This is a genomic window from Polaromonas sp. (genome assembly GCF_012927485.1).
GTDB lineage: Bacteria > Pseudomonadota > Gammaproteobacteria > Burkholderiales > Burkholderiaceae_C > Polaromonas.
Genome location: NZ_JABBPC010000003.1, coordinates 72,343 through 97,748 on the forward strand (window position 1 = coordinate 72,343; position 25,406 = coordinate 97,748).

A 25,406-nucleotide genomic window follows, 5' to 3' on the forward strand; every position below is an offset into this window, starting at 1 on the left:
TGAACCGAGTGAAGGGATGTAAGCGCTTTTACTTAAAGCCATCTAGCAAGAAATTTTGTACGGTCCCTGATACGGGAATGTTCCCTTTCGCGAGCAGCGCTCGATGCTTGTCCAGGCGTTTCAAGTCGTAGAGATAATTCACCATCAGACCGTAAGATTGCTTTAGCCCTTTGGGCGAAGGATCGCCGGCCCAGTTGAGCCGCTCGATACGCGCGCCGTTACCCAGATGAAAGCGCGCCACCGGATCCATGGGTTTGCCCTCGTCTAACAGCCGCCCAAGGTAGTGTGCGGCGCATTGCAGCAGCATCTGACGGATGAGCGACTTCTCAGGCAAAGCCAGTGCACCTTCGGCGGCGGTCAAAAACTGCGCGGCAGTCAGCGCTTCAACCCCTACAGAACGGCCCAGCGCAGCACGCTCTTTACTGCCCATTTTTTCCAGCACGATCGCAGCATTCTTGCTTAACCAACTCCGAAAGCCCGGGATGGGCGAGAGCGTGGCAAACGTCTTTAATTTTGGAAACTCTTCCTTAAGCGTTTCGACCACACGTTTGATCAGTGAGTCTCCAAAGCTCACGCCGCGCAAGCCGGTCTGGGTGTTGCTGATCGAATAAAAAATGGCCGTGGTGGCTTTTTTCAGGTCGGCCGCGGCAGCGAGCTCATCAAGTAAAGGCATGATGTCGCTGGACATCTCGTCCGCCAGCGCGACTTCGACAAAGATCAGCGGTACATCGGGGAGGCGGGGGTGAAAAAACCCATAACAACGCCGATCGCTGCCCAACCGGTTCTTGACATCGGCCCAACCCTTGATGGCATGCACCGCTTCGTACTTGATGAGCTTTTCGATCATTGAGGCAGGAGAATCCCAGCTGATGCGGCGCAATTCGAGAAAAGCGACATCGAACCAGGTTGAAAAGAGGTTTTCCAATTCCGCATCAAGAGCAAGTAAGCGCTTATCGGATTTCAGGTAGGGCAGCAACTCGGCTCGCATGTCCACCAGAAACTGTATGCCTTCTGCAAACACCGAAAACCGCTGCAACAAACGTGTCCGCGGCGAGACAAAAGCGCGGCGCAGCCGAATCTCGGCCTGCCCTTCCTCGGGGCTTCCCAACGCAGCTTCATAGAGCTCCCGCGCCGCAGCCACCTTTTCAACTTTCGGTCCGAACTGCTCGCTCATCAGCAGCCACGCGTCGTAGCGCTGCTCCGCAGTAGCGCCTGCATACCAGGCGGCGATGCCTTTGGCGCGCCGTCCGCCCTCCACTTCGCTCACGTGCGGGTCTACGACCGCTTGCAACTCGGTCAGGGTGCGGCGCAAAACGCGCGGAGACAAGGCTTCTTGCTTGCGCCGCAGCGTCGCTTGCAGGCGTTCACGCGTACTGCGATCCGCCGGTGTGGTCGCGGACGCTGTGCTTTTTGGCGCTACTGCCGATTTTTCTGCGGCTGCTGTTGCGCCTGGCACCGTTTTCGATGACGATTTTTCGGTCGCTGTAAATCGCGAAACGCCGCGGCTGATCCAGTCTGCGGCGCTCATGAAGCCACCCGTGAACGCTGGCTGCAGGTCAGCTCGCGCAGAGCTTCGCGCTGGCGTGTCAGGTGCGTGCGCATGGAGGCTTCTGCGCCCTCACTGTCCCGGTTTTTTAACGCCGCAAACACGGCCAGGTGTTCCGACAGGCTTTGCGCCAAACGCCCAGGCGCATGCAGTTGCTGCAACCGCGCAAGCTTCAGAATTTTCCGCAAATCAGCAATGGTCTGCGCCAGCCAGCGGTTGTTGGCAAGCAAAATGATGGCTTCATGAATAGCGAAATTGGTGGCGTAGTAATCGTTGATGCGACCAGCCAGTGCATGGCCGTTCAGCCGCTCGTGCAACGTCGTGAGGGCCGCCAGGTCGGCATCGGTCGCATTGCGTGCTGCCTCATACGCGCAGCGACCTTCAAGCAGCGCAATAACCGGAAAAATCTCGTCCAGATCCTGCTCGGTCACTTCATTGACGAAGCAGCCCCGCCTCGGCTCGTGACGCAGCAGTCCTTCTGCCGTCAACACCTTAAGCGCCTCACGCAAAGGGGTGCGGGAAATTTGCAGGCCCTCGCACAGGGCGGCCTCGTCCAGAAAGCTACCGGGCGCCAACTGCCCCGCGAAAATCTGCTCACGCAAGGTGCCGGCAACTTCCTGATGCAGTGAATTCGGGACAAGGCGCATAACGTGAACTCCCTAAACTGGCTTGATGTAAGAACCACTACGGGTCGCTATGAGGTAGTCGCTCAGGTAGCGGCCCTCCTCAAACAGGGGGGCGATTCGCACGCGCCGTTAGCGACCCGGCTTACACCACATAGTTAATCCGTAATTTCAAATAATTACAGGTAATTATCAAGAACCAGGAATTCAAAATCAAGCCGCTTGCGCCACAAAATCACAGGTAGAAACCCGCCCCTTCAGTCTTTCGTCGGCCTGAAGGTTGGGGCCTGAAAGCAAGCGTGATTGCCATCAAATAAATAGCTTGTCAAAAGGCATTTAGTTTGACCTCACCTCGCCTGGAAGCCCAAATCCAGAGCCAAATACCCGCAGCGATCATGGGCAGGCAGAGCCATTGGCCCATGCTCATGCCCAGGGCGAGGATTCCGAGAAAGTCATCGGGCTCGCGGAAAAACTCGGCGATAAAACGGAACACGCCGTAGCCCACCAGGAAGGCTCCCGAGACCTGTCCCACCTTGCGCGGCTTGCGGGCGTAAAGCCACAGCAGGACAAACAGCAGCAGGCCTTCCATCAAAAACTGGTAGATCTGAGATGGATGGCGGGGAAGCATCGAGCCGCTGTTGGGAAATACCATGCCCCAAGGAAGATCAGGGTCGCTGAAACGTCCCCACAACTCACCATTGATGAAGTTTCCCACCCTTCCTGCAGCCAGCCCCGTTGGCACGCAGGGAGCAATGAAGTCCATCACCTGCAGCCAAGGCCGGTGCCGCGAGCGCGCAAACCACACTTGAGAAACCAACACGCCCAGCATGCCGCCATGAAAACTCATGCCGCCTTGCCAAACCGCCAGAATTTCTAGCGGATGGGCCAGGTAGTAGCCCGGCTTGTAAAAAAGACAATACCCCAATCGCCCGCCAATGACCACGCCCATCACACCCAGGAACAGGATGTCTTCGATGTCCTTGCGCGTCCAGGCTCCTTGGCCCGTGATGGACACATAAGGCTCGTGTCGGAGACGTAAAGTGGCCAAAAAAAAGAACAAACCAAAGGCCGCCAAGTAGGTCAGACCGTACCAATGAATGCCGAACGGTCCGATCTGAAGGGCAATGGGGTTGATTTGTGGATAAATAAGCATGGGGGTATTTTGCACGCAAGTGGTTACCGCAAACGATGCAAAACCTTCACTCGGCCGATTGGCCGATAAATGCAACGAAGCGCGCTAGCACCGGGTTTGCGCTCGTATTGGACCAAATCAAACTGGTTTCGCATCCAGGAACTTCAGTCGGATGGGCCTTGCCAGGCCGGGTACTGCCCGCCCGGCCTTTCGTTCTACCGATAACGTTAGCCGGTGGCTTGGTTGAAAACAAAGTCCGGTAAACCACCCCTGGCCGCTGGAACTGCCGCACGCTGTCAGGCACCCAGGCGATCCCGAGGCCCGCAGACACCAGATTCACGATGGTCTGCATCTGGATGGCTTCCTGCGCCACGCGTGGCAGCTGGCCGGAGGCGTGGTACATCGCAAAAATCGCATCGTAGAGCGAAGGCAGGATGCGCCGTGGAAAAATTACCAGCGGCTGCTCGATCAGGTCGTCAAGCGTGATCCTGTCCTTGGCTGCAAGGTCGCTTTGCTCGGGCACAGCCACCACCAGCGGGTCTTGAGCAATGCGCCGGCACACCAGGCCAGGCGGCGCAAATCCCGGCGAATGCAGCATGAAGCCTGCATCAATTTCACCGCGCTCAAAGGCCTGGAGCTGGACATCGCCGGTGGCTTCAATCAGTTCAAGCTGCACCTTGGGATGTTGTTCGCGAAAAGCACGCACCCAGCCCGGCAGCAAATCAAACCCGACCGTGGAAACAAAGGCAAGCCGCAATCGTCCCGCTTCGCCGTCGGCACTTGCGCGCGCATAAGCTGGCAGGGCGTAGGCGCGCGTGAGCAAATCGCGCGCCTCGGGTATCAACGCCATACCTGCAACCGTAAGCTCGACACTTCGTTTGGTACGGTCAAACAGTTTGAGTCCCAACAACACCTCAAGCTGTGCGATGGCCTGGGTCAGGGGCGGCTGCGTCATGTTCAGGCGCCGGGCCGCACGGCTGAAATGGAGTTCTTCAGCCACAGCCAGAAACTGGCGCCAAAGACGGAGCTCAATCAAAGGCGATTTGAGGAAATCAGTCACAAGGTCTGTCATATGCAATGCATATTAATACACTACAAATAATGGATTGGTAAGAATCAATCAAAGCACGCATACTTGGCTTTCCTAACAAACTCCTCACAAAACGCCCCATGGAAAATAAAACCATCCAGCTCAATCCCCGCAGCAAAAATATCACCGAAGGCAAAGCGCGCGCACCCAATCGTTCCATGTTCTACGCCATGGGCTATGAGGCAGCGGACTTCAAAAAGCCGATGATCGGTGTTGCCAACGGGCACAGCACCATTACGCCCTGCAACAGCGGCCTGCAAAAACTGGCAGATGCGGCCATTGCCGCCATTGAAGAAGCTGGTGGTAATGCGCAGGTTTTTGGCACACCCACCATTTCCGACGGCATGGCCATGGGCACCGAGGGCATGAAGTACTCGCTGGTGAGTCGCGAAGTTATTTCCGATTGCATCGAGACCTGCGTACAGGGTCAATGGATGGACGGCGTGCTGGTAGTTGGCGGCTGCGACAAGAACATGCCGGGCGGCCTGATGGGGATGTTGCGCGCTAACGTGCCCGCCATTTTTGTCTATGGCGGCACGATACTGCCAGGCCACTACAAAGGCAAAGACCTCAACATCGTGAGCGTGTTTGAAGCCGTGGGCGAAAATGCTGCGGGCCGCATGAGCGATGAAGACCTGCTGGAAATCGAACGCCGCGCCATTCCCGGCACCGGAAGCTGCGGCGGCATGTACACGGCCAACACCATGTCCAGCGCGTTCGAGGCTCTGGGCATCTCCCTGCCTTACTCCAGCACCATGGCCAATCCGCACGACGAAAAAGTGAACTCTGCCAGGGAGTCCGCCAAGGTCTTGGTCGAAGCGATCAAGAAAGACATCAAGCCGCGCGACATCGTCACCAAAAAATCTATTGAAAATGCGGTCGCCGTGATTATGGCCATTGGCGGCTCGACCAATGCCGTGCTGCACTTTCTGGCCATCGCGCATGCCGCGGGGGTGGAATGGACGATTGACGACTTCGAGCGGGTGCGCCAGAAAACGCCGGTATTGTGCGACCTGAAGCCTTCCGGACAATACCTCGCGGTTGACTTGCATCGCGCCGGAGGCATTCCCCAAATTATGAAAATGTTGCTGGCCGCCGGTCTATTACATGGGGACTGCCTGACAATTTCCGGGCAGACTATTGAACAAGTGCTCAAGGATGTGCCCGCTGTGCCGCGTGCAGATCAGGACGTCATTCGTCCTATAGGTAACCCCATGTACGCGCAAGGTCACCTGGCGATTCTTAAAGGCAATCTCTCGCCCGAGGGTTGTGTGGCCAAAATCACCGGTTTGAAAAATCCCGTCATGACAGGCCCGGCCCGCGTGTTTGAGGACGAACAATCCGGACTCGCGGCTATTCTGGCCGGAAAAATTAAGGCAGGTGACGTGATGGTCTTGCGCTACCTGGGCCCCAAAGGCGGCCCCGGCATGCCCGAAATGCTGGCGCCCACCGGCGCGCTGATTGGCGCGGGGCTGGGAGAAACTGTCGGTTTGATTACCGATGGCCGTTTTTCCGGCGGCACTTGGGGCATGGTGGTCGGCCACGTCGCGCCGGAAGCCGCTGCCGGTGGCAACATCGCGTTTATCAGGGAAGGCGACTCCATCACGATTGACGCCCACCGGCTTGTGCTGCAATTGAATATCAGCGACGCTGAGCTGGAAAGCCGCAAAATCGGTTGGAAAGCGCCAGCACCGCGATACACCCGCGGCGTGCAGGCCAAGTTCGCGTTTAACGCCTCCAGTGCCAGCAGAGGTGCGGTACTTGACGACTATTAACGGCTGATAACTTATAAGTCAAGCGGGCCCGAGAACCCGGTGAATCACCGGCTTGGGCGGGCTCGCGATTTGGGTAGTAAGACGGTTCTAGTAAGCCGATTAAAAACAGCTGGCTTTATTTCTTTTTTTTGGGCCCCAAGCCCAGGACGGCACGCTGCTTTTCGAGTCGATCCTGCTTTCGCTTATCCATCTTGTTGATTGCCTGCTGCTTGGTGTACCCCGAGGCGTCAGCCCACGTCCACCAAGCCGCCGCAAGTGCAAAAGGTAACAACACAATCCACCAGCTTAAGGTGGCGGCCGGACCAAACTCCAGGAATTTCAGGGCTAGCACCACAAGACCGATCAATAAAAAATACACGTGTAACTTCCCGAAATTTTTGCCAGATCAAGTTATTACTACTTGTTGCAGCTCCCAACGTTGCCCCCTGAAACCGGGGTCAACCAGCACCAATACAATGACGTTAAAACACTGTAACCGTATCCGTAACTTTTTTTCTCAGGACGCACCATGAAACGTATTCTTTTAGCAATCGGTTCCGTGGCAACATGTTTTGCAGTGTCAACTCCCGCCTTGGCCGACCTGCAGTTGGCCACCGCCAAAAACTGCATGGCTTGTCACGCCATCGACAAAAAACTGGTTGGGCCTTCATACAAAGATGTAGCCGCCAAGTATGCCGGCCAGAAAGACGCTGCCGACAAGCTCGCAGCGAAAGTCATGAAGGGAGGTTCTGGCGTCTGGGGCCCGGTGCCAATGCCCGCCAATACCCAAGTCAGCCCCGACGAAGCCAAGAAACTTGTGGCCTGGATCCTGACGCAAAAGTAATCAGCCCAATCCTGCTACAAAAAAACCCCGCTTATCTGGCGAGGTTTTTTTGTAATATTTATACTGCGCCAGTTTTTATTCTAAGGGCTGGAGCAGTTCCTACATCGATCGCACCACAAGTGCGCTGTGCACTTCAGTAAGCCTGACCCAACTGATCCAGAATCGCAGGGTTTTCAAGTGTGGAGGTGTCTTGTGTCACGGCTTCACCCTTGGCAATCGAACGCAGCAGCCGGCGCATGATCTTGCCAGAACGGGTTTTGGGCAGATTCTCGGCAAAGCGAATGTCCTTGGGCTTGGCGATCGGACCGATCTCCTTGGCCACCCAGTCCCGCAGTTCCTTGGCAATCCGCTTGCCCTCATCGCCAGATGGCAACGGGCGCTTCAGCACCACGAAAGCACAAATGGCCTCGCCCGTCAGATCGTCCGGGCGACCCACCACCGCAGCTTCGGCCACCAGGTCGGCTTTGGACACCAATGCCGACTCGATTTCCATCGTGCCCATGCGGTGCCCCGAGACGTTGAGCACATCGTCAATTCGCCCGGTAATGCGGAAATAGCCGTTGTCAATATTGCGTACTGCGCCATCCCCTGCAAGATAAAGCTTGCCGCCCATTTCTTCCGGGAAGTAACTCTTCTTGAAGCGCTCTGGATCGTTCCAGATGGTACGGATCATGGACGGCCAGGGGCGTTTTACAACCAGTAAGCCACCCGCGCCGTCGGGAAGATCCTTGCCAGTCTCGTCCACTATCGCCGCCATGATGCCCGGGAGTGGCAATGTGCAACTACCGGGAACCAATGGTGTGGCGCCTGGCAACGGCGTGATCATGTGTCCACCCGTTTCCGTCTGCCAGAAGGTGTCCACGATGGGGCACCGTTCACCCCCGATGTTTTTGTAGAACCACATCCAGGCCGCAGGGTTGATGGGCTCACCCACCGACCCGAGGACACGCAGACTGGACAGATCTGAGCGCGCCGGATGCACTTTTTCGTCAGCTTCAGCCGCCTTGATCAGCGAACGAATGGCCGTCGGTGCGGTGTAGAAGATGGTGCATTTGTGGCGCTCGATCATCTGCCAGAAACGTCCGGCATTCGGATACGTCGGCACGCCCTCAAAGATGATCTGCGTGGCGCCTGCCGCCAGCGGGCCGTAGGTGACATAAGTGTGGCCCGTGATCCAGCCAATGTCGGCCGTGCACCAGAACACGTCGGTCGGCTTCAGGTCGAAGGTCCAGTCCATTGTGAGCTTGGCCCACAACAGATAGCCGCCCGTGGAATGCTGCACGCCCTTCGGCGTGCCGGTCGAACCGGAGGTGTAAAGAATGAACAGCGGATGTTCAGCGCCCACGGATACCGGTGCGCATTCGGTGCTATGACCTGCGAGCGCTTCCGTAAAGGTTTTGTCGCGCCCTGCAACCATGTTGCAGGCCGTGGCTGTGCGCTGGTACACGAACACGGCCCGGATGGACTCGCATCCGCCCATCGCCAAGCCTTCATCCACAATGGCCTTGAGCGGTAATTCCTTGCCGCCGCGCATTTGATAATTGGTCGTAATGACCGCCACGGCGCCTGCATCGATGATGCGTTCCTGCAGCGCTTTGGCCGAGAAGCCGCCGAACACGACGCTGTGGGTGGCGCCAATGCGCGCACAAGCCTGCATGGCGATCACACCTTCTAGCGTCATAGGCATGTACACCAAAACCCGATCGCCCTTCTGGATACCTTCGGCCTTTAGCGCATTGGCAAATTGGGAGACGCGTGCCAGCAATTCCTTGTACGTGGTTTTGGTGACCGTCCCATCGTCGGCCTCAAAAATCACCGCGGTTTTATTTTCTACCGGGGTGCCCATGTGCTTATCCAGGCAATTGGCAGAGGCATTGAGTTCGCCATCCGCAAACCACTTGTAAAAAGGCGCGTTAGATTCATCAAGGGTCTGGGTAAACGGCTTATTCCAAACCAGATTTTCTCGCGCGAGGCGAGCCCAAAAGCCTTCGAAGTCCTTCTCGGCTTCCGAACACAGCGCGTAGTAAGCGTCCATGCCCGATATACGGGCAGCTTTAACCATGGCATCGCTGGGCGGGAACACGCGATTTTCAACCAACATAGACTCCATGGAAGAGCGGGCGGTAGTCATTGATTTTGTCTCCTTTTGGTCATTGAATGCGTGATACTTTCGTGCTTCGCACTTACATGCCACTGACTGGCTTGAACCTTACAATTTTCAAAAAGCGCGGCAGCGTTCCGCGCCGCTCAATTTGATCACTGCCGCTCTTGAGAAGGCAGAACTCGCCTCGCGAGCGCCTTCCCCTTGTCTCGTGAGCTAACTTTATTGCTGCGATTCGTTCACGGTCGTTGCCACTTTACCCGGATTTGCTTCAAGCGCAAAGCGTCTATAAGGCGCAGTCTCCAATGGCACTGTTGAAGCTCCTATCAGCAAAAAGCGACCTCTGGCATGCTCGATCAACGGCGCAGAAAGGAAAGTTGCCAACGACCATTGCGAACAGGGCAGCGCCTATACCTTGTCCGCTCTAGTCCCCACCATATCGCCCGGTACTACCCACCGGTCAAATTGTTCGCCCGTCACATAGCCGGAGGCCAGAGCAGCTTCTCGCAAGCTGCTGCCTTCCTTGTGCGCTTTTTTGGCGATGGCTGCGGCCTTGTCGTAACCAATGTGGGGATTCAGCGCGGTCACCAGCATCAGCGACCGGCTTACGAGTTCCGTGATGCGCTCCTGGTTGGGCTCGATACCGACCGCGCAGTGGTCGTTAAAACTCACCATGCCGTCGGCCAATAGGCGCACGCTTTGCAGGAAGTTGTATGCAATCATGGGTCTGAATACATTCAGCTCGAAGTTACCCGATGCACCGCCGAAGTTGATGGCAACATCGTTGCCAAACACTTGGCAGCACAACATGGTGAGCGCTTCGCTTTGAGTCGGATTGACCTTACCCGGCATGATGGACGAACCCGGCTCATTCTCCGGGATGCTTAACTCACCAATGCCGCTCCGCGGACCGCTCGCCAACCAGCGCACGTCGTTGGCGATTTTCATCAGGCTGCCAGCGAGCGTTTTCAGTGCCCCATGCGCATGAACCAACGCATCGCAGGAGGCCAGCGCTTCGAACTTGTTCGGCGCCGTGATGAAAGGTAGACCCGTCATTCGCGCCAACTCTGCCGCCGCTTGCTCAGCGTAGCCAGCAGGCGCGTTCAACCCAGTGCCTACGGCTGTGCCGCCCAGTGCCAGTTCGCAGAGGTGTGGAAGCGCTGCCTGCACGTGCTTTTCGCCCTGCTCCAGTTGCGTTGCGTAGCCAGAAAACTCCTGCCCCAACGTCAGCGGCGTCGCGTCCTGCAGATGCGTACGGCCGATTTTCACGATGTTGTCGAACTCCCTGGCTTTGTGCGCCAGCGTGGTGCGCAGCTTCACGATGGCCGGGATCAATTGGTTCGTGATCGCTACCACGGCCGAGACATGCATGGCGGTTGGAAATACATCGTTTGACGACTGGCTGCGGTTGACATCGTCGTTCGGGTGAACCAATCGCGCCTCGCCTCGCGCGCCGCCGAGCAGCTCGCTGGCACGGTTGGCCAGTACCTCGTTGACGTTCATGTTGGTTTGCGTGCCGGAGCCCGTTTGCCAGACCACCAACGGGAACTCGCCGGGATAGTTGCCCGCAATCACTTCGTCGGCGGCGCCGATGATTGCGCGGGTTTTTTGATCATCCTGCAAACCCAATGCGTGGTTGACGACCGCTGATGAGCGTTTGATCTGAGCCAAAGCGCGGATGATCTCACGCGGCAGCTGTTCCCCAGAAATATCGAAATTCTGCAAGGATCGCTGCGTCTGCGCGCCCCACAGGTGGTTGGCTGGCACTTCGATAGGCCCGAATGTATCGCGCTCAGTTCGCGTGTTTGTAGGTGAACTCATGGTGTTGGCGTGACCTGTCAAAATAGAGGATTACGGCTTTTTAGCATAGCCTTTAATAAAAGCAACTCTCACTGGGTGGAGGTTGCACCACTTTCCGAAACGCCATGACCACGATCATCACGCAAGCCGATCTCATTGAATCCGTTGCCGCTGCCCTTCAGTACATCAGCTATTACCACCCCGCCGATTACATTGCCCACCTGGCGCGCGCCTACGAGCGCGAGCAAAGTCCAGCCGCCAAGGACGCGATTGCCCAAATTCTGACCAACAGCAAAATGAGCGCCACCGGCCACCGCCCGATCTGCCAGGACACCGGCATCGTCAACGTCTTTTTGAAAGTTGGCATGGACGTGCGCTGGGACGGCTTTACGGGCAGCCTCGACGATGCCATCAATCAAGGCGTGCGCCAGGCCTACAACCACCCCGACAACACCTTGCGGGCATCGGTGGTCGCTGATCCGCAGTTCAACCGCAAAAACACCAAAGACAATACCCCTGCCGTGATCTTCACCGAGCTGGTGCCTGGCAACACCATTCACGTCACAGTGGCGGCCAAAGGCGGCGGCAGCGAGAACAAAAGCAAGCTGGCGATGCTCAATCCCGGCGATTCAGTGGTTGACTGGGTGCTCAAGACCGTGCCCACCATGGGCGCTGGCTGGTGCCCTCCCGGCATGCTGGGAATAGGCATTGGCGGCACCGCTGAAAAAGCCGTCCTAATGGCCAAGGAAAGCCTGATGGACGACTTGGATATGTACGAGTTGCAAGCCAAATCCGCCTCCGGCTCAGCGCTCACCAATACCGAAACCCTCCGCCTGGAGTTGTTTGAAAAAGTCAACGCGCTGGGGATAGGGGCGCAAGGCCTGGGCGGTCTGACCACCGTGCTTGACGTCAAGATCAAGCTCTATCCAACCCACGCAGCCAGCAAGCCGGTGGCCATGATCCCGAACTGCGCGGCGACGCGCCACGCACATTTCGTACTCGACGGCAGCGGTCCGGTGTACCTCACCCCGCCGTCGCTGGATCTCTGGCCCGCCGTCAACTGGACGCCTGATTACGTGAAGAGTAAAAAGGTCAACCTCAATACCCTGACCAAGGAAGAAGTGGCCAGCTGGAAACCGGGCGATACCTTGCTGCTCAACGGCAAAATGCTGACCGGTCGCGACGCCGCGCACAAACGAATCGCCGACATGCTGCTCAAAGGCGAGAAGCTGCCGGTCGACTTCACCAACCGTGTGATTTATTACGTCGGGCCGGTCGACCCCATCAAAGGCGAGGCGGTTGGTCCTGCCGGTCCCACGACAGCGACCCGCATGGACGGGTTCACCGAGATGATGTTGGCCCAGACCGGCTTGATTTCCATGGTCGGAAAAGCCGAGCGGGGTCCGGTCGCCATCGAGGCCATCAAGAAGCATCAGAGCGCTTACCTGATGGCGGTCGGCGGTGCGGCTTACCTGGTTTCCAAGGCTATCAAGCGCGCGGAAGTCGTGGGCTTTGCCGACTTGGGCATGGAAGCGATTTACGAATTCGACGTCGTGGACATGCCGGTTACCGTGGCGGTTGATTCAGGCGGCACCAGCGCGCACATCACCGGCCCGGCTGAATGGCAGAAAAAAATCGCCACGGGCGAGTTCAAATCGATTCCTGTGACCAGTGTCTGAAAAAGGCAAGGTGAAAAGCGCTTGACGAACCGGGCCATCGGAGTTTTTGACAGCGGCATCGGAGGCCTGAGCGTCTTACAGGCGCTGAGAGTCAAGTTGCCACATGAAAACTTCATCTACATCGCCGACAGCGGCCACTCCCCCTACGGTGAGCGAGACGAAACGCATGTGCTGGCCCGCTCCCGCGCTATCGTCAACCATCTCGTCGGCCAAAACGTCAAGGCGCTGGTAATCGCCTGCAATACCGCCACGGCGGTGGCTATTCACCTGCTGCGCGAAGAATACCCGGAGCTGCCGCTGATTGGCGTGGAACCCGCCCTCAAGCCCGCCGTCGCGCTCAGCAAAACCGGTCACATCGGTGTCATGGCCACTCGCAGCACACTCGGCAGCGCTAAATTCCAGGCACTGCTGAATTCAATGACGGCACGCGCCACCTTTGTCGTCCAGGCTTGCGATGGCTTGGCGGACGCCATTGAACGCAGTGTCGAAACTGAAGACACTTCAAAAATAATAGCACTGTGTACCCAATATGTGGGCGCCATGGGCCTACTCGGAAACAACAGCGGTCAAATAGACAGCCTGGTTTTGGGGTGCACGCACTATCCGTTTGCCAGCGAACATCTGCGCACCCTGCTGGGCCAAGATGTCCAAATTGTTGACAACGGCGAGGCGGTCGCACGCCAGACGCAGCGTCTGGTACAGACCATGCAGGTCGAACCACACCCTGCTTCATTGGCCGCCCCGGGCTCGGTCAGCCTGTTTTCTACAGGCCCGCCACAAACCTTGCAGGCGGCGGCCCGGCGCTGGTTGAGCCTGACCGTTCCTGTCGGCCAGCTCTCCTTTTGAGCGCCTGAAACGCTGGTCTTGGCGCGGCGAGCTGGCCCCTCGAACTTAATCAGGAATCGTCAATACGCCGCCGGCGAAGGTAATGGCATCGCTGCTGCCCGGAGTCGCCGCGATGTTGGGTACATTCGCTGCCGTAATGGGGGGTGCCGATCCTGATGTGCCGCCACGGGGCACGGTGCGTACCACTTGCGATGGTGGCAAAGGCGTTCCACTGCGCAGGTTGGCCAGCATCAGGTCCAGGGCTCGCACAAGATAAATATGTAAAGGCACAAGACGCGTGTCGTAGCCGGGTAGTGCTATGTTGTCGATGAAGCCGTCAAAGTGCTGGGCATTGGTCACTTCGTAGTAGTGCAGCTTGCTGGCCGAGCCTTCAGCCAGCTGGTTATTGCCATAGTAGGGGCGCGAAGTGTGATTCACCGGCTCCAGCGTATCCGAGCGACCATGCACGATGATGGCCGGTTTGCCGCGCAGGTTACTGGTCCGGCGCACTTGCGAAATGCTGGTTTGAACCATGGTGCTTTTGGCATCGGTGCCGGTCAGCAGGTTGCGCAGGCAGAGTGCTGCGTCAATATTCAAGTCCTGAGCCCCGGTGGATGGAGAGGTTGACTGTCCATCCAACAAAGGACCGCCCACCGAATTGTTATTGATGATGTTGACGCTTCCCGTGGGAGGAATGCCATTGCCGCTGGCAAACAGCTGAACTGCCGATGTGGTCGCCAATGCGGCGGGCACTCCGGTGACGGCCGTGGTCGCTCCAAAGCTCAAGCCGCACAAATTGTCAGCCACACTGGCTTTAGCATAAGAGTTCGAGTAAGTGACTGCGACTGCCGGAACGGCAAGGGCATAGTGCGACGCATGAAATAGATCACTCTCAGGCTCCCAGCCACTCGCACGCAGCTTGGCCAGTGATTCATCGGCCTGCGCGGCCGGCGTGGTGCTGGTCAGCAAGCCTTTCGCAGCCAAACCGGCACAGCGGTTTTGCGCACGCGTTGCGTTAACAAATCCTAGGCCAGGCGATGCCGCGACCGAGGCTGCCAAAGCGGCACAGGGCTGATACAGGTTAGCAATGGTCACCATGTCCAGCAACCCCTTGCCACTGGAAGCCACGACGGTAGAACCGCGTCGGATGGTGAGCGCCGCATTGGGGGTCACTTGCACCTGAGGTTCGGCAATTGCAATGCCACTTATCAGTCCGCCGGTGTCTTGTTCAGCGGCGGCCAGTGCCGCCCCCGCCCCATTGGAAACACTGGACGCAATCACAATCGTGTTGCCGGGCAACAGGCTTTGCTGTTTGCTGCCATCGCCCTTGCTCGGACCGAACTTTTCGTTGAGCACGTAGAACGCGAACTGCACCGCCTGTAGCGTATTAAGGCCCCAGTCTTTCTCGGGATTTTGCTGGGAATGGGCTTGCTTGAAAGCAAACCGGTTCGGGGTTGCGGTGTTAAAAGCCGCCAGCTGGGTGGCACTCAAACCACTGGTAAATTGCGACGCCGTACCCGCCGTCGCGGCAGACACTACGCGGCCGTCAATCAGGTTGACCTGGTTATTTTGCAAATCATGTGCGCCATTGCCGGTTCCTTTGTCCGCGAAAGCCACTGCACAACCATTTTTGAGACCCCATTCGCCAGAAGTCCCTATTGCACCGTAGATCCCGCGCGAGCCGCTGGAGACCGCTGTCACGATGCAGGGGGCCGCCGTGTTAAAGGTGGCGGGGATCTGCACCATCAGGGTGACATTAAGTTTGCCGGTGCCGTCATCGGCATAAGTAACATGCTCTTCCCCGGCAATGCGGCCCTCACCGGTGCCTGCCACGCCAGCGGCGTTGACATTGGGGCCATACAGCACGCCGTAGCCGCCATTGGGATTCATATCGAGCAGTGCCCGGTAGTTGTTGTAGATGGCGCGGGTGCGCAACTCAGCTGCCGTGGGGTTCGCGGGATCGGCAAAGGCGGGCGCAGCGGCTTGCAGACCGGATTTTCCGAGACCGCCACTCAATAGGTCATTGCTCGTGCCGTCATAGACGGTTTTGTTGATGCTGGTTTTGATAAAGCTCGGCTTGATATTGTCAGCGAGCCCGGGATTGCCGGATCCCGAGTCGCCACAGCCCGAAACTCCCGCTACCAGGAACAAAGCCAACATTTGAGACAAATACAAATTCATTATTACTCCCTGCTTTTTTAATTTACACAAAGTTGCCGAGAGAAAGTAACACGTGAAAAAACGATCAACAAGCGGGTTATTTTGTGAACTTGCATCAAATTGTTTGCAGGAAGTGCGGATCTTTCAGGCAGACGCAACGTCTCCTTTTTTCTACGACGAGGAAAAGTGACGCGGCTATGCGGCGCGATAGCTCAGGCTTTCCAGTCGCAGGCGTGCGATGCGCAAACTATCTTGCGCGGCTAAGGTCTAGAAGCGTCGGAAACAAACCGGCTTGCGCAGGAATGCTTTCAAATTCGCGGCCTGCTGGGCCGGTATCAACGACCGGTCTGGCCGGACTGTCGTCGTCCAGTCATCGGATTTTTTCGTTACACGATGCGACGAGTGGAGCGGAAGGCAACATCCCACAACCCCGTGGTAACGCCAAAGTTGCAAGGTCGGCCGGGCTGGTGATGCATGGCATGCCTCAGTTTGGCGCGGTACAGCCAGCTACCGCTGCGTGCCTTGATGTGATGTACCGCGTGGTGCACCGAGACGTACCAAAGATAACCCAGCATCAACCCTGCCGTTAAACCACCGGCCAGACCGGCATCTGTGCTCCCCCAAAGCAGTAGCGCGAGGCCCGCAAAAAGAGACACGCTTAGCCAAGTGGGGGTGCCAACCAGGTCGGTCGGACGAGCATGGTGCAAGTCATGCAGCCCTTTGAAGGGTTTCAGGCGGTGAAGAATATGCCGGTGCAACAGGTACTCCAGCAGTGTCCAGAGAAACACACCTGCCACAAAGACAAGCAGCCCTTCCCAGCGCTGATTCGAGGCGGTGGTTCTGAAGGCGACCCAACCCAACACGACCAGCAGCAACGGATAGACCACGAAATCAGCGTAGTAGCCGGTTTTACTTAACCTCATGCCGCACTCCTTTCCTTACAGTACTCTTATTCGCCGATTGATGACCGATCAACGCTATCGTGCCAGAGTTTGAGGACCACGCTGAGACGGCACTGTGGCAAGGAGCCCACCGCTTTTCTCGCTCGGTCGGTAGCCGCTGTCCACTCAAGGCCGGGGCAGACTTTCTGCGCTCGCAGCATCCTGCGTGGACTCTTTCCAGCCGCCGCCCAAGGTTTTATACAGCGTGACCTGGCTTTGCAGTTGGGCCAGACGAGTTTGCACCACCGCTTGCCGCGCAGTAAACAGCGAGCGCTGCGCATCCAGCAAATCGAGGGCGCTCGCAATGCCATTCTGATAGCGCAGATCGGACAGTTTGAAACGGACCGCCTCTGCATTCGCCTGCGCCTGCTGAGACTGCAATTGATCGGCCAGCGTCGCCCGCGTGGCAAGCGCATCAGCGACTTCGCGAAAGGCCGTCTGTATCGCTTTTTCATACTGGGCAATCGCGATGTCGCGAGCGACTTTGGCAGAGTCAAGCCCGGCTTGATTGCGTCCAGCGTCAAAAATCGGTAGCACCAACTGGGGTGCCAAGGTCCAGCCCCAAGAACCACTTTTCAAGAGGCCTGACAACTCGTTGCTTGCACTGCCGGCGCCCACCGTCAGCGAAATCCTGGGAAAAAATGCAGCGCGGGCCGCACCAATATTGGCATTTGAGGACAATAAAAGCTGCTCGGCCTGACGGATATCGGGCCGGTGGGTGAGCAGATCAGAAGGCAAACCTGCGGGCACATCAGCCATGGGCTGGGTTTGTGCCAGGCGTGCGGCTTGTTCGCCAGACGTTGGCAATTCATCCCCTAGCGGCTGGCCCACCAGCAAAGTCAGCGCGTTTTCGTCCAGCGCCCTTTGACGTTGCTGCTGGGCGTAGGCCACATGCGCCGCTTCAGTCAGCGACTCGGCCTGACGATAGTCCAACTCAGACGTCACACCGTTATTAAAACGCAGTTTGCTCAGCTTCATGGACTCTTCGCGGGTCGCCAGTGTCTGGCGCGTGATGTCCAGGAGCTCTTCGTCCGCAAGAATGCTCAGGTAGCTATTGGCCACCGCCGCGATCAGACTTATTTGCGCTGTCTTGCGCCCCTCTTCCGTCGCGAGGTACTGGCCCAGCGCCGCTTCTTTCAGGCTCCTAACGCGTCCGAAAAAGTCCAGTTCATACGCCGTGACCGCCAGACCCACGGTATAAAGACTTGTGATGCTACCGCCTGCGGCAGGCGTGCGTGAGCCGCTAAATACGCCGTTGATGCTGGGGAACTGGTCCGCCCGACGAATTTGGTACTGCGCACGCGTCTGCTCGATGTTGAGAACCGCCACGCGCAGGTCACGGTTGTTGGCCAGTGAACGCTCAATCAGGCCTTTGAGATGGCTATCTGGAAAAAAATCTTGCCAGGCCAGGTCAGCAGCCGAATCAGCGTTGGCGGTTACAGGCGCAGCGGCATTTCCATAAGCCGGATAACTTGTTGTAATGGGCGCTGCGGGACGCTGGTAGGACGGTATCAGTGAACAACCGGCCAGTAGCGCGGCAGCGCTTGCCGCGAACAGTTGCAGGCGCTTGGGTTTACGCATGTTCCTCACCTTTGTTCCCTTCATTGTTCTCATGGCCGCCGTCCTGATCGATACCGGCCGCTTTGGCATGATCGGAATACATTTTTCGCTGCCGCTCGCTGCCCTTAAAAAGGCCACGCACCAAAACAAAGAAAATCGGAACAAAAAATACGGACAAGGCTGTGCCGGTCATCATGCCGCCGATCACGCCGGTCCCGATGGCCCGCTGGCTGGCGGAGCTGGCACCAGAAGCAATGACCAGTGGCAGGACGCCCAGCATGAACGCCATCGAGGTCATGACAATGGGCCGAAAGCGCAGATGCGCGGCGGCCAATGCCGACTCGACGACACCTTTGCCCTGCGCCTGCAGATCTTTGGCGAACTCGATGATCAAAATAGCGTTTTTGGCGGACAAGCCGATGATGGTGATCAGGCCCACCTGGAAGTACACGTCGTTGGCATAGCCGCGCAGCAAGGTGGCCAGCAAAACCCCCATGACGCCCAAAGGAACCACCAGAATCACAGCCAATGGGATGGACCAGCTTTCATAAAGCGCGGCAAGACATAAAAACACCGACAAGATAGCGAAGCTATAAAGAATGATGGCTTGCGAGCCCGCTAATTTTTCTTCCCGTGACTGCCCGGTCCATTCGTAGCCGAAGCCTTGCGGCAACTGGGCAGCGAGTTTTTCAATTTCAGCAATCGCGGCACCGGTGCTGTAACCAGGTGCGGCGTTACCACTGATTCGAATTGCAGGGTAACCGTTGTAGCGAATGGTTTGCATGGCCCCCTTGACCCAGCGCGTCGAGGCAAATGCCGACAGCGGTACCTGCTGCCCCCGGCTATTGCCAGCGTTCAATTTGAGCAGGTCATCAGGCTGCATGCGCGCGGGCGCATCGGCCTGGACCACCACCCGCTGCAGCCGTCCCTGGTTCGGAAAATCATTGACGTAACTAGAACCCAAGCCGGTGGATAGCGCGGCGTTAATGGCATCAAAGCTCACACCCAGGGCATTGGCCCTGTCGCGGTCGATATCGATCTCCAACTGTGGCGCGTCTTCCAGCCCGTCGGGTCGCACCTGCGCGAGGATGGGGCTTTTAGCCGCCATGCCCAGCAATTGACCGCGAGCGGCCAGCAAGGCTGCACCGCCCAGCCCAGCGCGGTCCTGCAACCGAAAACTAAAGCCGCTGGCAGTTCCCAGTTCGCGAATCGGCGGGGGACTCAAAGGAAAAATGAACGCATCACGAATCCCCGACAAGGCACCAAAGGCCCGCCCCGCCAAAGCATCCGCAGACTGCCCTTTTGCGGTCCGTTCGGACCAATCCTTCAGTGTCACAAAAGCAAGCGCTGCGTTCTGGCCTTGCCCCGAGAAACTGTACCCCAGCACGCCCACCATGCTTTGCACTTCCGGCTGCTTCAGCATGAAACCTTCCACCTGCTCCATCACCGTGCGTGTGCGCTCCAGCGTGGCGCCTGGCGGCAGCTGAATGTTGACGAGAATATTGCCTTGGTCTTCTGCCGGGAGAAAGGAAGTTGGCAGGCGGCTGTAGACCAGCGCCACCACACCGATGACGGCGACATAAATAATCAGGTAGCGCGCGGCCCGCCGGAGCAGACGCGCCACCAGCCCCTCATACCCTTTGGCCGTGCGTGTAAATCCTCGGTTGAACCAACCGAAAAATCCTGTCTTAGCGTGATGGTGCCCGGCTTCGACCGGCTTGAGCAGCGTCGCGCACAACGCGGGTGTGAGCGAAAGCGCGAGGAAAGCTGAAAAGGCAATCGACGCCAGCATGACGGCGGCAAACTGGCGGTAAATATTGCCGACCGAACCGGCAAAAAATGCCAGCGGTACAAACACGGAGATCAGCACCACCGTCACACCGATGATGGCGCCCGAGATTTGAGTCATGGCTTTGCGCGTCGCTTCAAGCGGCGGCAGGCCTTCTTCGCTCATGATGCGTTCGACGTTTTCCACCACCACGATCGCGTCGTCCACCACGATGCCAATGACCAGCACCATGCCGAACATGGTCAGCACATTGATGGAAAAACCCAGCGCGAGCAGCGTGGCAAAGGTACCGAGCAAGGCAACCGGCACCACGATGGTTGGGATGATGGTGTAGCGGATGTTTTGAAGAAACAAAAACATCACCAAAAACACCAGCACCACCGCTTCGATCAGCGTTTGCGCCACCTGACGGATGGAGATGCTGACAAAGCCCGAGCTGTCGAAAGGAATGGAGTAAGTCACGCCTTGAGGGAAGTAGCGCTTGAGCTCTTCCATCTTGGCGCGAACTGCCTTGGCGGCAGCCAGTGCGTTGCCACTGGGCGTGAGCTGGACACCAATACCGGTCGAAGGTTTGCCATTGAGGCGCGCCGAAGTCGCGTAGTTCTGCGCCCCCAGTTCAATCCGCGCCACATCTTTCAACCGCACGGTCGAGCCATCGGTATTGGCCCGCAGCACCACATTGCCGAACTGCTCGACGCTGGACAGTTGGCCGTTGACAACCACGGTGGCAGCGATGCCCTGCCCCGCGACGTTAGGCAAATCGCCAATCGTGCCAGACGCGATTTGAGCGTTTTGAGCGCGAATAGCAGTCGTCACATCGGTGGCTGACAGCGCGAGCCCGGCGAGCTTGGCCGGGTCTATCCAGATGCGCATGGCACGCTCGGTGCCAAACAACTGAGCCTGACCAATGCCGGGGAGGCGCTGCAGTTCGGGAACCACGTTGCGCGCGGCATAGTCCCCCAGTGCCACGGGATCAATGCCAGGGTTGTCGGACGACAGAATAGTAAACAACAAAAAGTTGGCGTTTGCTTTGTCCACGCGCACGCCTTGCTGCGTGACCGTCTGCGGCAAACGCGGCGCTGCCCGCGACAGCCGGTTCTGCACATCGACCTGCGCCAGATCGGGATTGGTGCCTGGCTCAAAACTCAGAGTGATGTTGCCGTTGCCGTTAGCCTGCGCAACCGCCTCCATATATATGAGGCCCGGCGTACCGTTCATTTCGCGCTCAATCACGCTAAGCACACTGTCTTCGAGCGTACTGGCAGAAGCACCGGGATAATTTGCAGAAACCACAATCGCGGGCGGCGCCACGGGCGGGTACTGGGCGATGGGCAGCTGAGTGATCGCCACCCCACCTACTACCAGAATAAAAAGGGCAATAACCCAGGCAAAGATCGGCCGATCAATAAAAAACTTGGCCATGAAGAGTGTTCCTTATTTAGCGGCGGCGGAAGCAGCCGGTGCGGCAGAACCTGCGGCAGCCGGCGCAGACGCGGTTCCTGCCGGTTGCCAGGGAACCGCCCGCACAGGCGCATTGCCCTGCAGCTTCTGGAATCCATCGACCATGACCTGCTCGCCAGTTTTGAGGCCTTCAAGGACCACCCACTGCGTACCTTTGGCTGAGCCGATCTTGACAAGGCGCGGCGTGACTTTTCCGTCGCTAGCCACCACCATGACCGTATCTCCCTGCGCGGTGCGGGTCACGGCTTGCTGCGGCAAGGTAATGGCGTTGCTGGCTTGGGCCTGCTCCAGCCGCACCCGTACATACAGGCCCGGCAGTAACTGAGCGCTGGGGTTTGGAACTTCGGCGCGCAGGGTGACCTGACCCGTCGTGGCATCAACCGTCAGATCCGAAAACAGCAATCGGCCAAGACGGGGATATTCCGTGCCGTCTTCTAACAAAATACGCACGCTGGCGGCATCAGCGCCGCTAGCTCGCTTGAACTGGCCGGCATCCATCGCGGCGCGCAGCTTCATCACTTCCGCGGCCGATTGTGTGAAGTTGACGTACATGGGATTGATCTGCTGGATCACCGCAAGCTGTGTCGCGTCGCCCTGTCCAACCAGCGCGCCTTCAGTCACCAGCGCGCGGCCAATACGGCCGGATATGGGTGCGGTGACGGCGGCATAGCCCAGGTTGATGGCTGCCGTTTGCACGTTGGCCTTGCCAACAGCGACATCTGCTTCAGCCTGTTTTTGTGCAGCCACGGCGTTGGCGTATTCCTGCTTGCTGATGGCGTTGGCTTCGACCAGGGGTTTGTAACGCTCAGCAAGCCCAGCCGCCTGCACGAGATTGGCCTCGGCGCGCGACTGCCCCGCTTTTGCACTGGAAGCTGCCGCGACGTAAGGTGCGGAGTCAATAGTGAACAGCGGCTGACCCGCTTTCACGTCACTGCCCTCTCGAAACAAACGCTTTTGCAAAATACCGGTTGCGCGAGCCCTCACCTGCGCTATGCGTGAGGCCTCGAGGCGACCCGGCAGTTCAGTCACCAAACCGACATCGCCCTGCGTCACAGTCACCACGCCCACCTGCGCCGGAGGCGGCGCTTTGGCACCCGGGGCACTGACGTCTTTGCCACATCCGGCCAGAAACATTGAAAGCGCGGCGACTACGGCCAGGGACTGATGGCGCATAAATTTTTTCAGCCAATAAAAATTGACAACGCGAGACATAGGCATGCTGTTCCTCGATTTTTTTTGGGTGAAGCGCAAAGAATAATGCGGCATCGGGGATTAAGGCAACGACGATTCGCCAAAAAGGGAAAGAGTAAGGGTTTTTGCGAATGATATAGTTTACATACACTTATGAATGTATAAAGACACTTTCTAGAATTGGGCTCAAGAAACTCCCCATGGCCCGTCGAACTAAAGAAGACTCTTTCGCAACCCGACACAAGTTGCTGGATGCGGCCGAACATCTGTTTCAGTTGCAGGGCGTATCGCGAACCAGTTTGCAGGACATCGCCCGTCGGGCAGGTGCCACCCGCGGTGCCGTCTATTGGCATTTTAAGGACAAGGCGGATCTGTTCAACGCCATGATGGAACGCGTCACGCTGCCCATGGAAGCGTCTTTCAACCTTAGCGATAACGATTCCGACAAAGCCGGCACTGACAACGTCGATGCGATTTACCTGATTCGGCGTGCCACCGTCAAAGCGCTGCTGCAGATTGTTAGCGACGCTCAAACACGCCGTGTCTTTGAGGTCGCGACACACAAAGTGGAATACGTAGAAGAACTTCAGGCCGTTCGCCTTCGCCACCTCACCATACGCAATGGTTTTCTAAGCCGCGTGGAGCAAGGACTGGACGCGGCGTCCCGTCAGTCACACATAAAGCTGGCGACACCGTCCGCTACGGCCGCGCGGGGTCTGCACGCTTTGGTAGACGGCCTGATACAAAACTGGTTACTCGACCCAGAAGCTTTTGACTTACTGGCGGTGGGCCAGTGTGTGATGAACGTCTACCTTCGTGGCTTGGGTTTTGCCAATGAGCAAGAAAGCCCCATGCCTTCCTGGAACGCTGCTGAACCCGCTAGGACTCATAAGGCCTAATGCAGATGCCGGGGCTTTCGACCGCCGCCGTGGCCCGACCCACCCTGCGACCCACCCAAGCCGCGCGGCGGCCTGCCAAGCTGCATGGAATTAACCAGGGCATCAAAGCGGCCCTCAAACAACTTGTCGACTGCCGCGACGACATCACCGAGTTCTGAACCATCGAAATGCCGTTCCATGAGGCTGATCATGTCCTGGACCAGCAAGTCCCGCTGCACCTGCATGATGGCCGCCGGTGTGGGACCGACAAAATACATCGCGAAGTCATCGCGCGCCTCGTCGTCATCGGCACCCTCTTCCTCTTCGTCATAGTCGGAATCGTAAAAAGTCACCTCAATGGGGGCGCCGACCTCGGCCAAATCATTTAATCCCATGCACATCTCATCAAGTGCCTGGCGAAAATCTTCATCACCTGGCACGGTCCAGCAGATTTGCAGCAAATGCTTGTGCGCATCAAATTTGATACCGGGCTCCTCTTCGTAAACGCTTGCAGCGCCCGCAGCCAAAGATTTGGAGCCCGCATACTTCCACAGCGGTTTAAGCGCCTCTTGCAATTGCTCAAAAGTAGCGTCTGCACGCAAAGGCACTTCGCCGTGAACGTGAATCTCAAAAGGAGTGTTGTAGCTGGACATGGAATTATCTTACCCAATTTTCGAGGGGGCGCCCAGGGCATGGGATGTGCGACCGGAACCACAAAAGACGCTGTTGCCGAAAAGCTGGTGGGTATCGGTGTTTTTTTAAAAAGTAACCATCCCGACAGGGAATTTTTGAAATACAAGTGGAGGCATGCGGCGTTGTAGGCGTCGATCCCAAAAGACCGTAGGCCTCATGTTGCCGAACGGTCCAAACGGAATCACCGAAATTTTGGACCCTAGCGTGTTAATGTAAAAACTGCAGTCGCAAGGACGATCAGCCCGACCAACGCCACTGCGCCAGCGAGCCGCCAAAGGCGAATGCGCATGGTCTCGATGCGAATGATCAGTTGCGTGTTCTGCTCCGCAAGCGCCTTGATCAATTCGGAGGACGCGAACATCTCGCCTTGCAAGTCGGCCGCCGCAGTCTCCAATGCCCGGATTCGCGATTCAAGGGCAGAAATAGTTTGTACTTCAGGTGAAAAAATCGCCCGAGCGTCAGTGACTGCGTTGGAGTTCGACCGAGGTTTTTTACCAACCGCATTCCACAATTTCTTAGCCCCCGCAGCGACCTTCGGCGCATTGCTGACGACGTCAGACCACGGAACGCTCTGTAAAACAGTCCACCAACCTATAGCCATGAAGAAACCTTTCGCGGAAAGCGGGTCGCCTCAACCCTGTGAACAGCGACCCGAAGCTGACTCCCCAATATCCCGCTACGTTCACAATAGCGAAAAAGGTTTGCGCGAGCCTCACGGCCCGGTTTAGGCCTTGCTGGCGGCAGCGTAGTTGGCCATGCCGTCGACGATTTCCTTCTTGGCAGACTCCGGGCCTTCCCAGCCTTGGACCTTGACCCATTTGCCTTCTTCAAGATCTTTGTAGTGCTCAAAAAAGTGGGCAATCGTTTTCAGACGAACGGGACTTAGGTCCTCCGGCTTTTTCCAGCTACTGTAGAGCGACAAAATCTTGTCGGTCGGCACGGCCAGTACCTTACCGTCTTCGCCCGCTTCGTCGGTCATTTTGAGGATGCCGATGGCGCGGCACGTCACGACCACCCCGGGAATCAGGGGCACCGGAGTAATCACCAGTACATCCACCGGGTCGCCATCACCGCTGATGGTTTTTGGCACATAGCCGTAGTTGGTCGGATAGTGCATGGCCGTGCTCATGAAGCGGTCCACAAAAATCGCACCGGACTCTTTATCCACTTCGTATTTCACCGGGTCGGCATTCATCGGGATTTCAATGATCACGTTGAAGGACTCAGGGACGTTTTTACCAGGGGAAACTTTATCTAAAGACATGATCGCTTTGCGTTGATAGAAAGACGTTGATGGAAGAAAACGGATTGGAATCGCCCGAGGCTACCCTTGAAAGGC

20 protein-coding genes are annotated in these 25,406 nt (G+C 57.5%); 5 read left to right on the plus strand and 15 right to left on the minus strand.

The genetic code is table 11. The features are described 5' to 3' along the window. Positions 1-28 precede the first annotated feature (28 nt). From HHJ16_RS00490 to HHJ16_RS00505, 4 genes are all read right to left on the minus strand, one after another. Complete coding sequence (locus HHJ16_RS00490) at positions 29-1,528, minus strand: malonyl-CoA decarboxylase (RefSeq protein WP_293639793.1); 1,500 nt, start codon at positions 1,526-1,528, stop codon at positions 29-31. Next, positions 1,525-2,193 (minus strand): GntR family transcriptional regulator, encoded by a 669-nt coding sequence (locus HHJ16_RS00495; RefSeq protein WP_293639795.1) that lies wholly within the window; start codon positions 2,191-2,193, stop codon positions 1,525-1,527. Before HHJ16_RS00495 ends, HHJ16_RS00490 begins: the two co-directional genes overlap by 4 nt. Positions 2,194-2,494: 301 nt before the next feature. After that, on the minus strand, positions 2,495-3,322 hold the full coding sequence (gene lgt / locus HHJ16_RS00500) for a prolipoprotein diacylglyceryl transferase (RefSeq protein WP_293639797.1): 828 nt from the start codon (positions 3,320-3,322) through the stop codon (positions 2,495-2,497). Between the two features lie 46 nt (positions 3,323-3,368). After that, entirely contained in the window at positions 3,369-4,373 is a 1,005-nt protein-coding gene (locus HHJ16_RS00505; protein WP_293639799.1) for a LysR family transcriptional regulator, read from the minus strand. A 98-nt stretch (positions 4,374-4,471) separates the two neighbouring features. Between HHJ16_RS00505 and ilvD the strand changes: the two genes are divergently transcribed. Continuing rightward, a complete protein-coding gene (ilvD, locus tag HHJ16_RS00510; RefSeq protein ID WP_293639801.1) occupies positions 4,472-6,166 on the plus strand; it encodes a dihydroxy-acid dehydratase in 1,695 nt (564 codons plus the stop codon). Positions 6,167-6,281: 115 nt separating this feature from the next. Here the strand turns inward: ilvD and HHJ16_RS00515 are convergent, their stop codons facing one another. Further along, positions 6,282-6,524 carry a TIGR04438 family Trp-rich protein gene (locus HHJ16_RS00515; protein ID WP_293639803.1) on the minus strand — a complete coding sequence of 81 codons (243 nt, stop codon included), beginning with the start codon at positions 6,522-6,524 and terminating at the stop codon, positions 6,282-6,284. Between the two features lie 150 nt (positions 6,525-6,674). Between HHJ16_RS00515 and HHJ16_RS00520 the strand changes: the two genes are divergently transcribed. Next, complete coding sequence (locus tag HHJ16_RS00520; protein ID WP_293639805.1) at positions 6,675-6,989, plus strand: c-type cytochrome; 315 nt, start codon at positions 6,675-6,677, stop codon at positions 6,987-6,989. Positions 6,990-7,122: 133 nt separating this feature from the next. Here the strand turns inward: HHJ16_RS00520 and acs are convergent, their stop codons facing one another. Continuing rightward, entirely contained in the window at positions 7,123-9,120 is a 1,998-nt protein-coding gene (gene acs, locus HHJ16_RS00525) for an acetate--CoA ligase (RefSeq protein ID WP_293639807.1), read from the minus strand. Between the two features lie 378 nt (positions 9,121-9,498). Continuing rightward, entirely contained in the window at positions 9,499-10,911 is a 1,413-nt protein-coding gene (gene fumC / locus HHJ16_RS00530; RefSeq protein ID WP_293639809.1) for a class II fumarate hydratase, read from the minus strand. 104 nt (positions 10,912-11,015) lie between these two features. On the opposite strand from fumC, the gene HHJ16_RS00535 reads away from it, so the two are divergent. Both HHJ16_RS00535 and murI read left to right on the plus strand, forming a co-directional pair. Next, complete coding sequence (locus HHJ16_RS00535) at positions 11,016-12,569, plus strand: fumarate hydratase (RefSeq protein WP_293639811.1); 1,554 nt, start codon at positions 11,016-11,018, stop codon at positions 12,567-12,569. 21 nt (positions 12,570-12,590) lie between these two features. Beyond that, complete coding sequence (gene murI / locus HHJ16_RS00540) at positions 12,591-13,415, plus strand: glutamate racemase (protein WP_293639813.1); 825 nt, start codon at positions 12,591-12,593, stop codon at positions 13,413-13,415. A gap of 45 nt (positions 13,416-13,460) precedes the next feature. On the opposite strand, the gene HHJ16_RS00545 is transcribed toward murI, so the two are convergent. From HHJ16_RS00545 to HHJ16_RS00565, 5 genes are all read right to left on the minus strand, one after another. Then, positions 13,461-15,575, minus strand: a complete 2,115-nt coding sequence (locus tag HHJ16_RS00545; protein ID WP_293639815.1) for a 3-hydroxybutyrate oligomer hydrolase family protein — start codon at positions 15,573-15,575, stop codon at positions 13,461-13,463. A 365-nt stretch (positions 15,576-15,940) separates the two neighbouring features. Beyond that, positions 15,941-16,477, minus strand: a complete 537-nt coding sequence (locus HHJ16_RS00550; protein WP_293639817.1) for a sterol desaturase family protein — start codon at positions 16,475-16,477, stop codon at positions 15,941-15,943. A gap of 144 nt (positions 16,478-16,621) precedes the next feature. Then, positions 16,622-18,076 (minus strand): efflux transporter outer membrane subunit, encoded by a 1,455-nt coding sequence (locus HHJ16_RS00555; RefSeq protein ID WP_293639819.1) that lies wholly within the window; start codon positions 18,074-18,076, stop codon positions 16,622-16,624. After that, positions 18,069-21,266, minus strand: a complete 3,198-nt coding sequence (locus tag HHJ16_RS00560; RefSeq protein ID WP_293639821.1) for an efflux RND transporter permease subunit — start codon at positions 21,264-21,266, stop codon at positions 18,069-18,071. Before HHJ16_RS00560 ends, HHJ16_RS00555 begins: the two co-directional genes overlap by 8 nt. A 12-nt stretch (positions 21,267-21,278) precedes the next feature. Then, entirely contained in the window at positions 21,279-22,523 is a 1,245-nt protein-coding gene (locus HHJ16_RS00565) for an efflux RND transporter periplasmic adaptor subunit (protein WP_293639823.1), read from the minus strand. A 173-nt stretch (positions 22,524-22,696) separates the two neighbouring features. Here HHJ16_RS00565 and HHJ16_RS00570 point away from each other — a divergent pair, with 173 nt between their 5' ends. After that, positions 22,697-23,395 (plus strand): TetR family transcriptional regulator, encoded by a 699-nt coding sequence (locus tag HHJ16_RS00570; protein WP_293639825.1) that lies wholly within the window; start codon positions 22,697-22,699, stop codon positions 23,393-23,395. On the opposite strand, the gene HHJ16_RS00575 is transcribed toward HHJ16_RS00570, so the two are convergent. The 3 genes from HHJ16_RS00575 to ppa form a co-directional block, all read right to left on the minus strand. Beyond that, the gene (locus HHJ16_RS00575) at positions 23,392-24,027 is read right to left on the minus strand and encodes a DUF6806 family protein (RefSeq protein WP_293639827.1); all 636 of its coding nucleotides are present in this window, start codon (positions 24,025-24,027) and stop codon (positions 23,392-23,394) included. The genes HHJ16_RS00570 and HHJ16_RS00575 overlap by 4 nt on opposite strands. Positions 24,028-24,266: 239 nt before the next feature. Further along, the gene (locus HHJ16_RS00580) at positions 24,267-24,668 is read right to left on the minus strand and encodes a hypothetical protein (protein ID WP_293639829.1); all 402 of its coding nucleotides are present in this window, start codon (positions 24,666-24,668) and stop codon (positions 24,267-24,269) included. A 123-nt stretch (positions 24,669-24,791) separates the two neighbouring features. After that, the gene (ppa, locus tag HHJ16_RS00585) at positions 24,792-25,331 is read right to left on the minus strand and encodes an inorganic diphosphatase (protein ID WP_293639831.1); all 540 of its coding nucleotides are present in this window, start codon (positions 25,329-25,331) and stop codon (positions 24,792-24,794) included. Positions 25,332-25,406: the final 75 nt, after the last annotated feature.

Coding starts and splice junctions, on each gene's coding strand:
- HHJ16_RS00490 (WP_293639793.1), bottom strand. CDS start 1,528: ATGAGCGCCGCAGACTGGATCAGCCGCGGCGTTTCGCGATTTACAGCG.
- HHJ16_RS00495 (WP_293639795.1), bottom strand. CDS start 2,193: ATGCGCCTTGTCCCGAATTCACTGCATCAGGAAGTTGCCGGCACCTTG.
- lgt (WP_293639797.1), bottom strand. CDS start 3,322: ATGCTTATTTATCCACAAATCAACCCCATTGCCCTTCAGATCGGACCG.
- HHJ16_RS00505 (WP_293639799.1), bottom strand. CDS start 4,373: ATGACAGACCTTGTGACTGATTTCCTCAAATCGCCTTTGATTGAGCTC.
- ilvD (WP_293639801.1), top strand. CDS start 4,472: ATGGAAAATAAAACCATCCAGCTCAATCCCCGCAGCAAAAATATCACC.
- HHJ16_RS00520 (WP_293639805.1), top strand. CDS start 6,675: ATGAAACGTATTCTTTTAGCAATCGGTTCCGTGGCAACATGTTTTGCA.
- acs (WP_293639807.1), bottom strand. CDS start 9,120: ATGACTACCGCCCGCTCTTCCATGGAGTCTATGTTGGTTGAAAATCGC.
- fumC (WP_293639809.1), bottom strand. CDS start 10,911: ATGAGTTCACCTACAAACACGCGAACTGAGCGCGATACATTCGGGCCT.
- HHJ16_RS00535 (WP_293639811.1), top strand. CDS start 11,016: ATGACCACGATCATCACGCAAGCCGATCTCATTGAATCCGTTGCCGCT.
- HHJ16_RS00545 (WP_293639815.1), bottom strand. CDS start 15,575: ATGAATTTGTATTTGTCTCAAATGTTGGCTTTGTTCCTGGTAGCGGGA.
- HHJ16_RS00550 (WP_293639817.1), bottom strand. CDS start 16,477: ATGAGGTTAAGTAAAACCGGCTACTACGCTGATTTCGTGGTCTATCCG.
- HHJ16_RS00555 (WP_293639819.1), bottom strand. CDS start 18,076: ATGCGTAAACCCAAGCGCCTGCAACTGTTCGCGGCAAGCGCTGCCGCG.
- HHJ16_RS00560 (WP_293639821.1), bottom strand. CDS start 21,266: ATGGCCAAGTTTTTTATTGATCGGCCGATCTTTGCCTGGGTTATTGCC.
- HHJ16_RS00565 (WP_293639823.1), bottom strand. CDS start 22,523: ATGCCTATGTCTCGCGTTGTCAATTTTTATTGGCTGAAAAAATTTATG.
- HHJ16_RS00570 (WP_293639825.1), top strand. CDS start 22,697: ATGGCCCGTCGAACTAAAGAAGACTCTTTCGCAACCCGACACAAGTTG.
- HHJ16_RS00575 (WP_293639827.1), bottom strand. CDS start 24,027: ATGTCCAGCTACAACACTCCTTTTGAGATTCACGTTCACGGCGAAGTG.
- HHJ16_RS00580 (WP_293639829.1), bottom strand. CDS start 24,668: ATGGCTATAGGTTGGTGGACTGTTTTACAGAGCGTTCCGTGGTCTGAC.
- ppa (WP_293639831.1), bottom strand. CDS start 25,331: ATGTCTTTAGATAAAGTTTCCCCTGGTAAAAACGTCCCTGAGTCCTTC.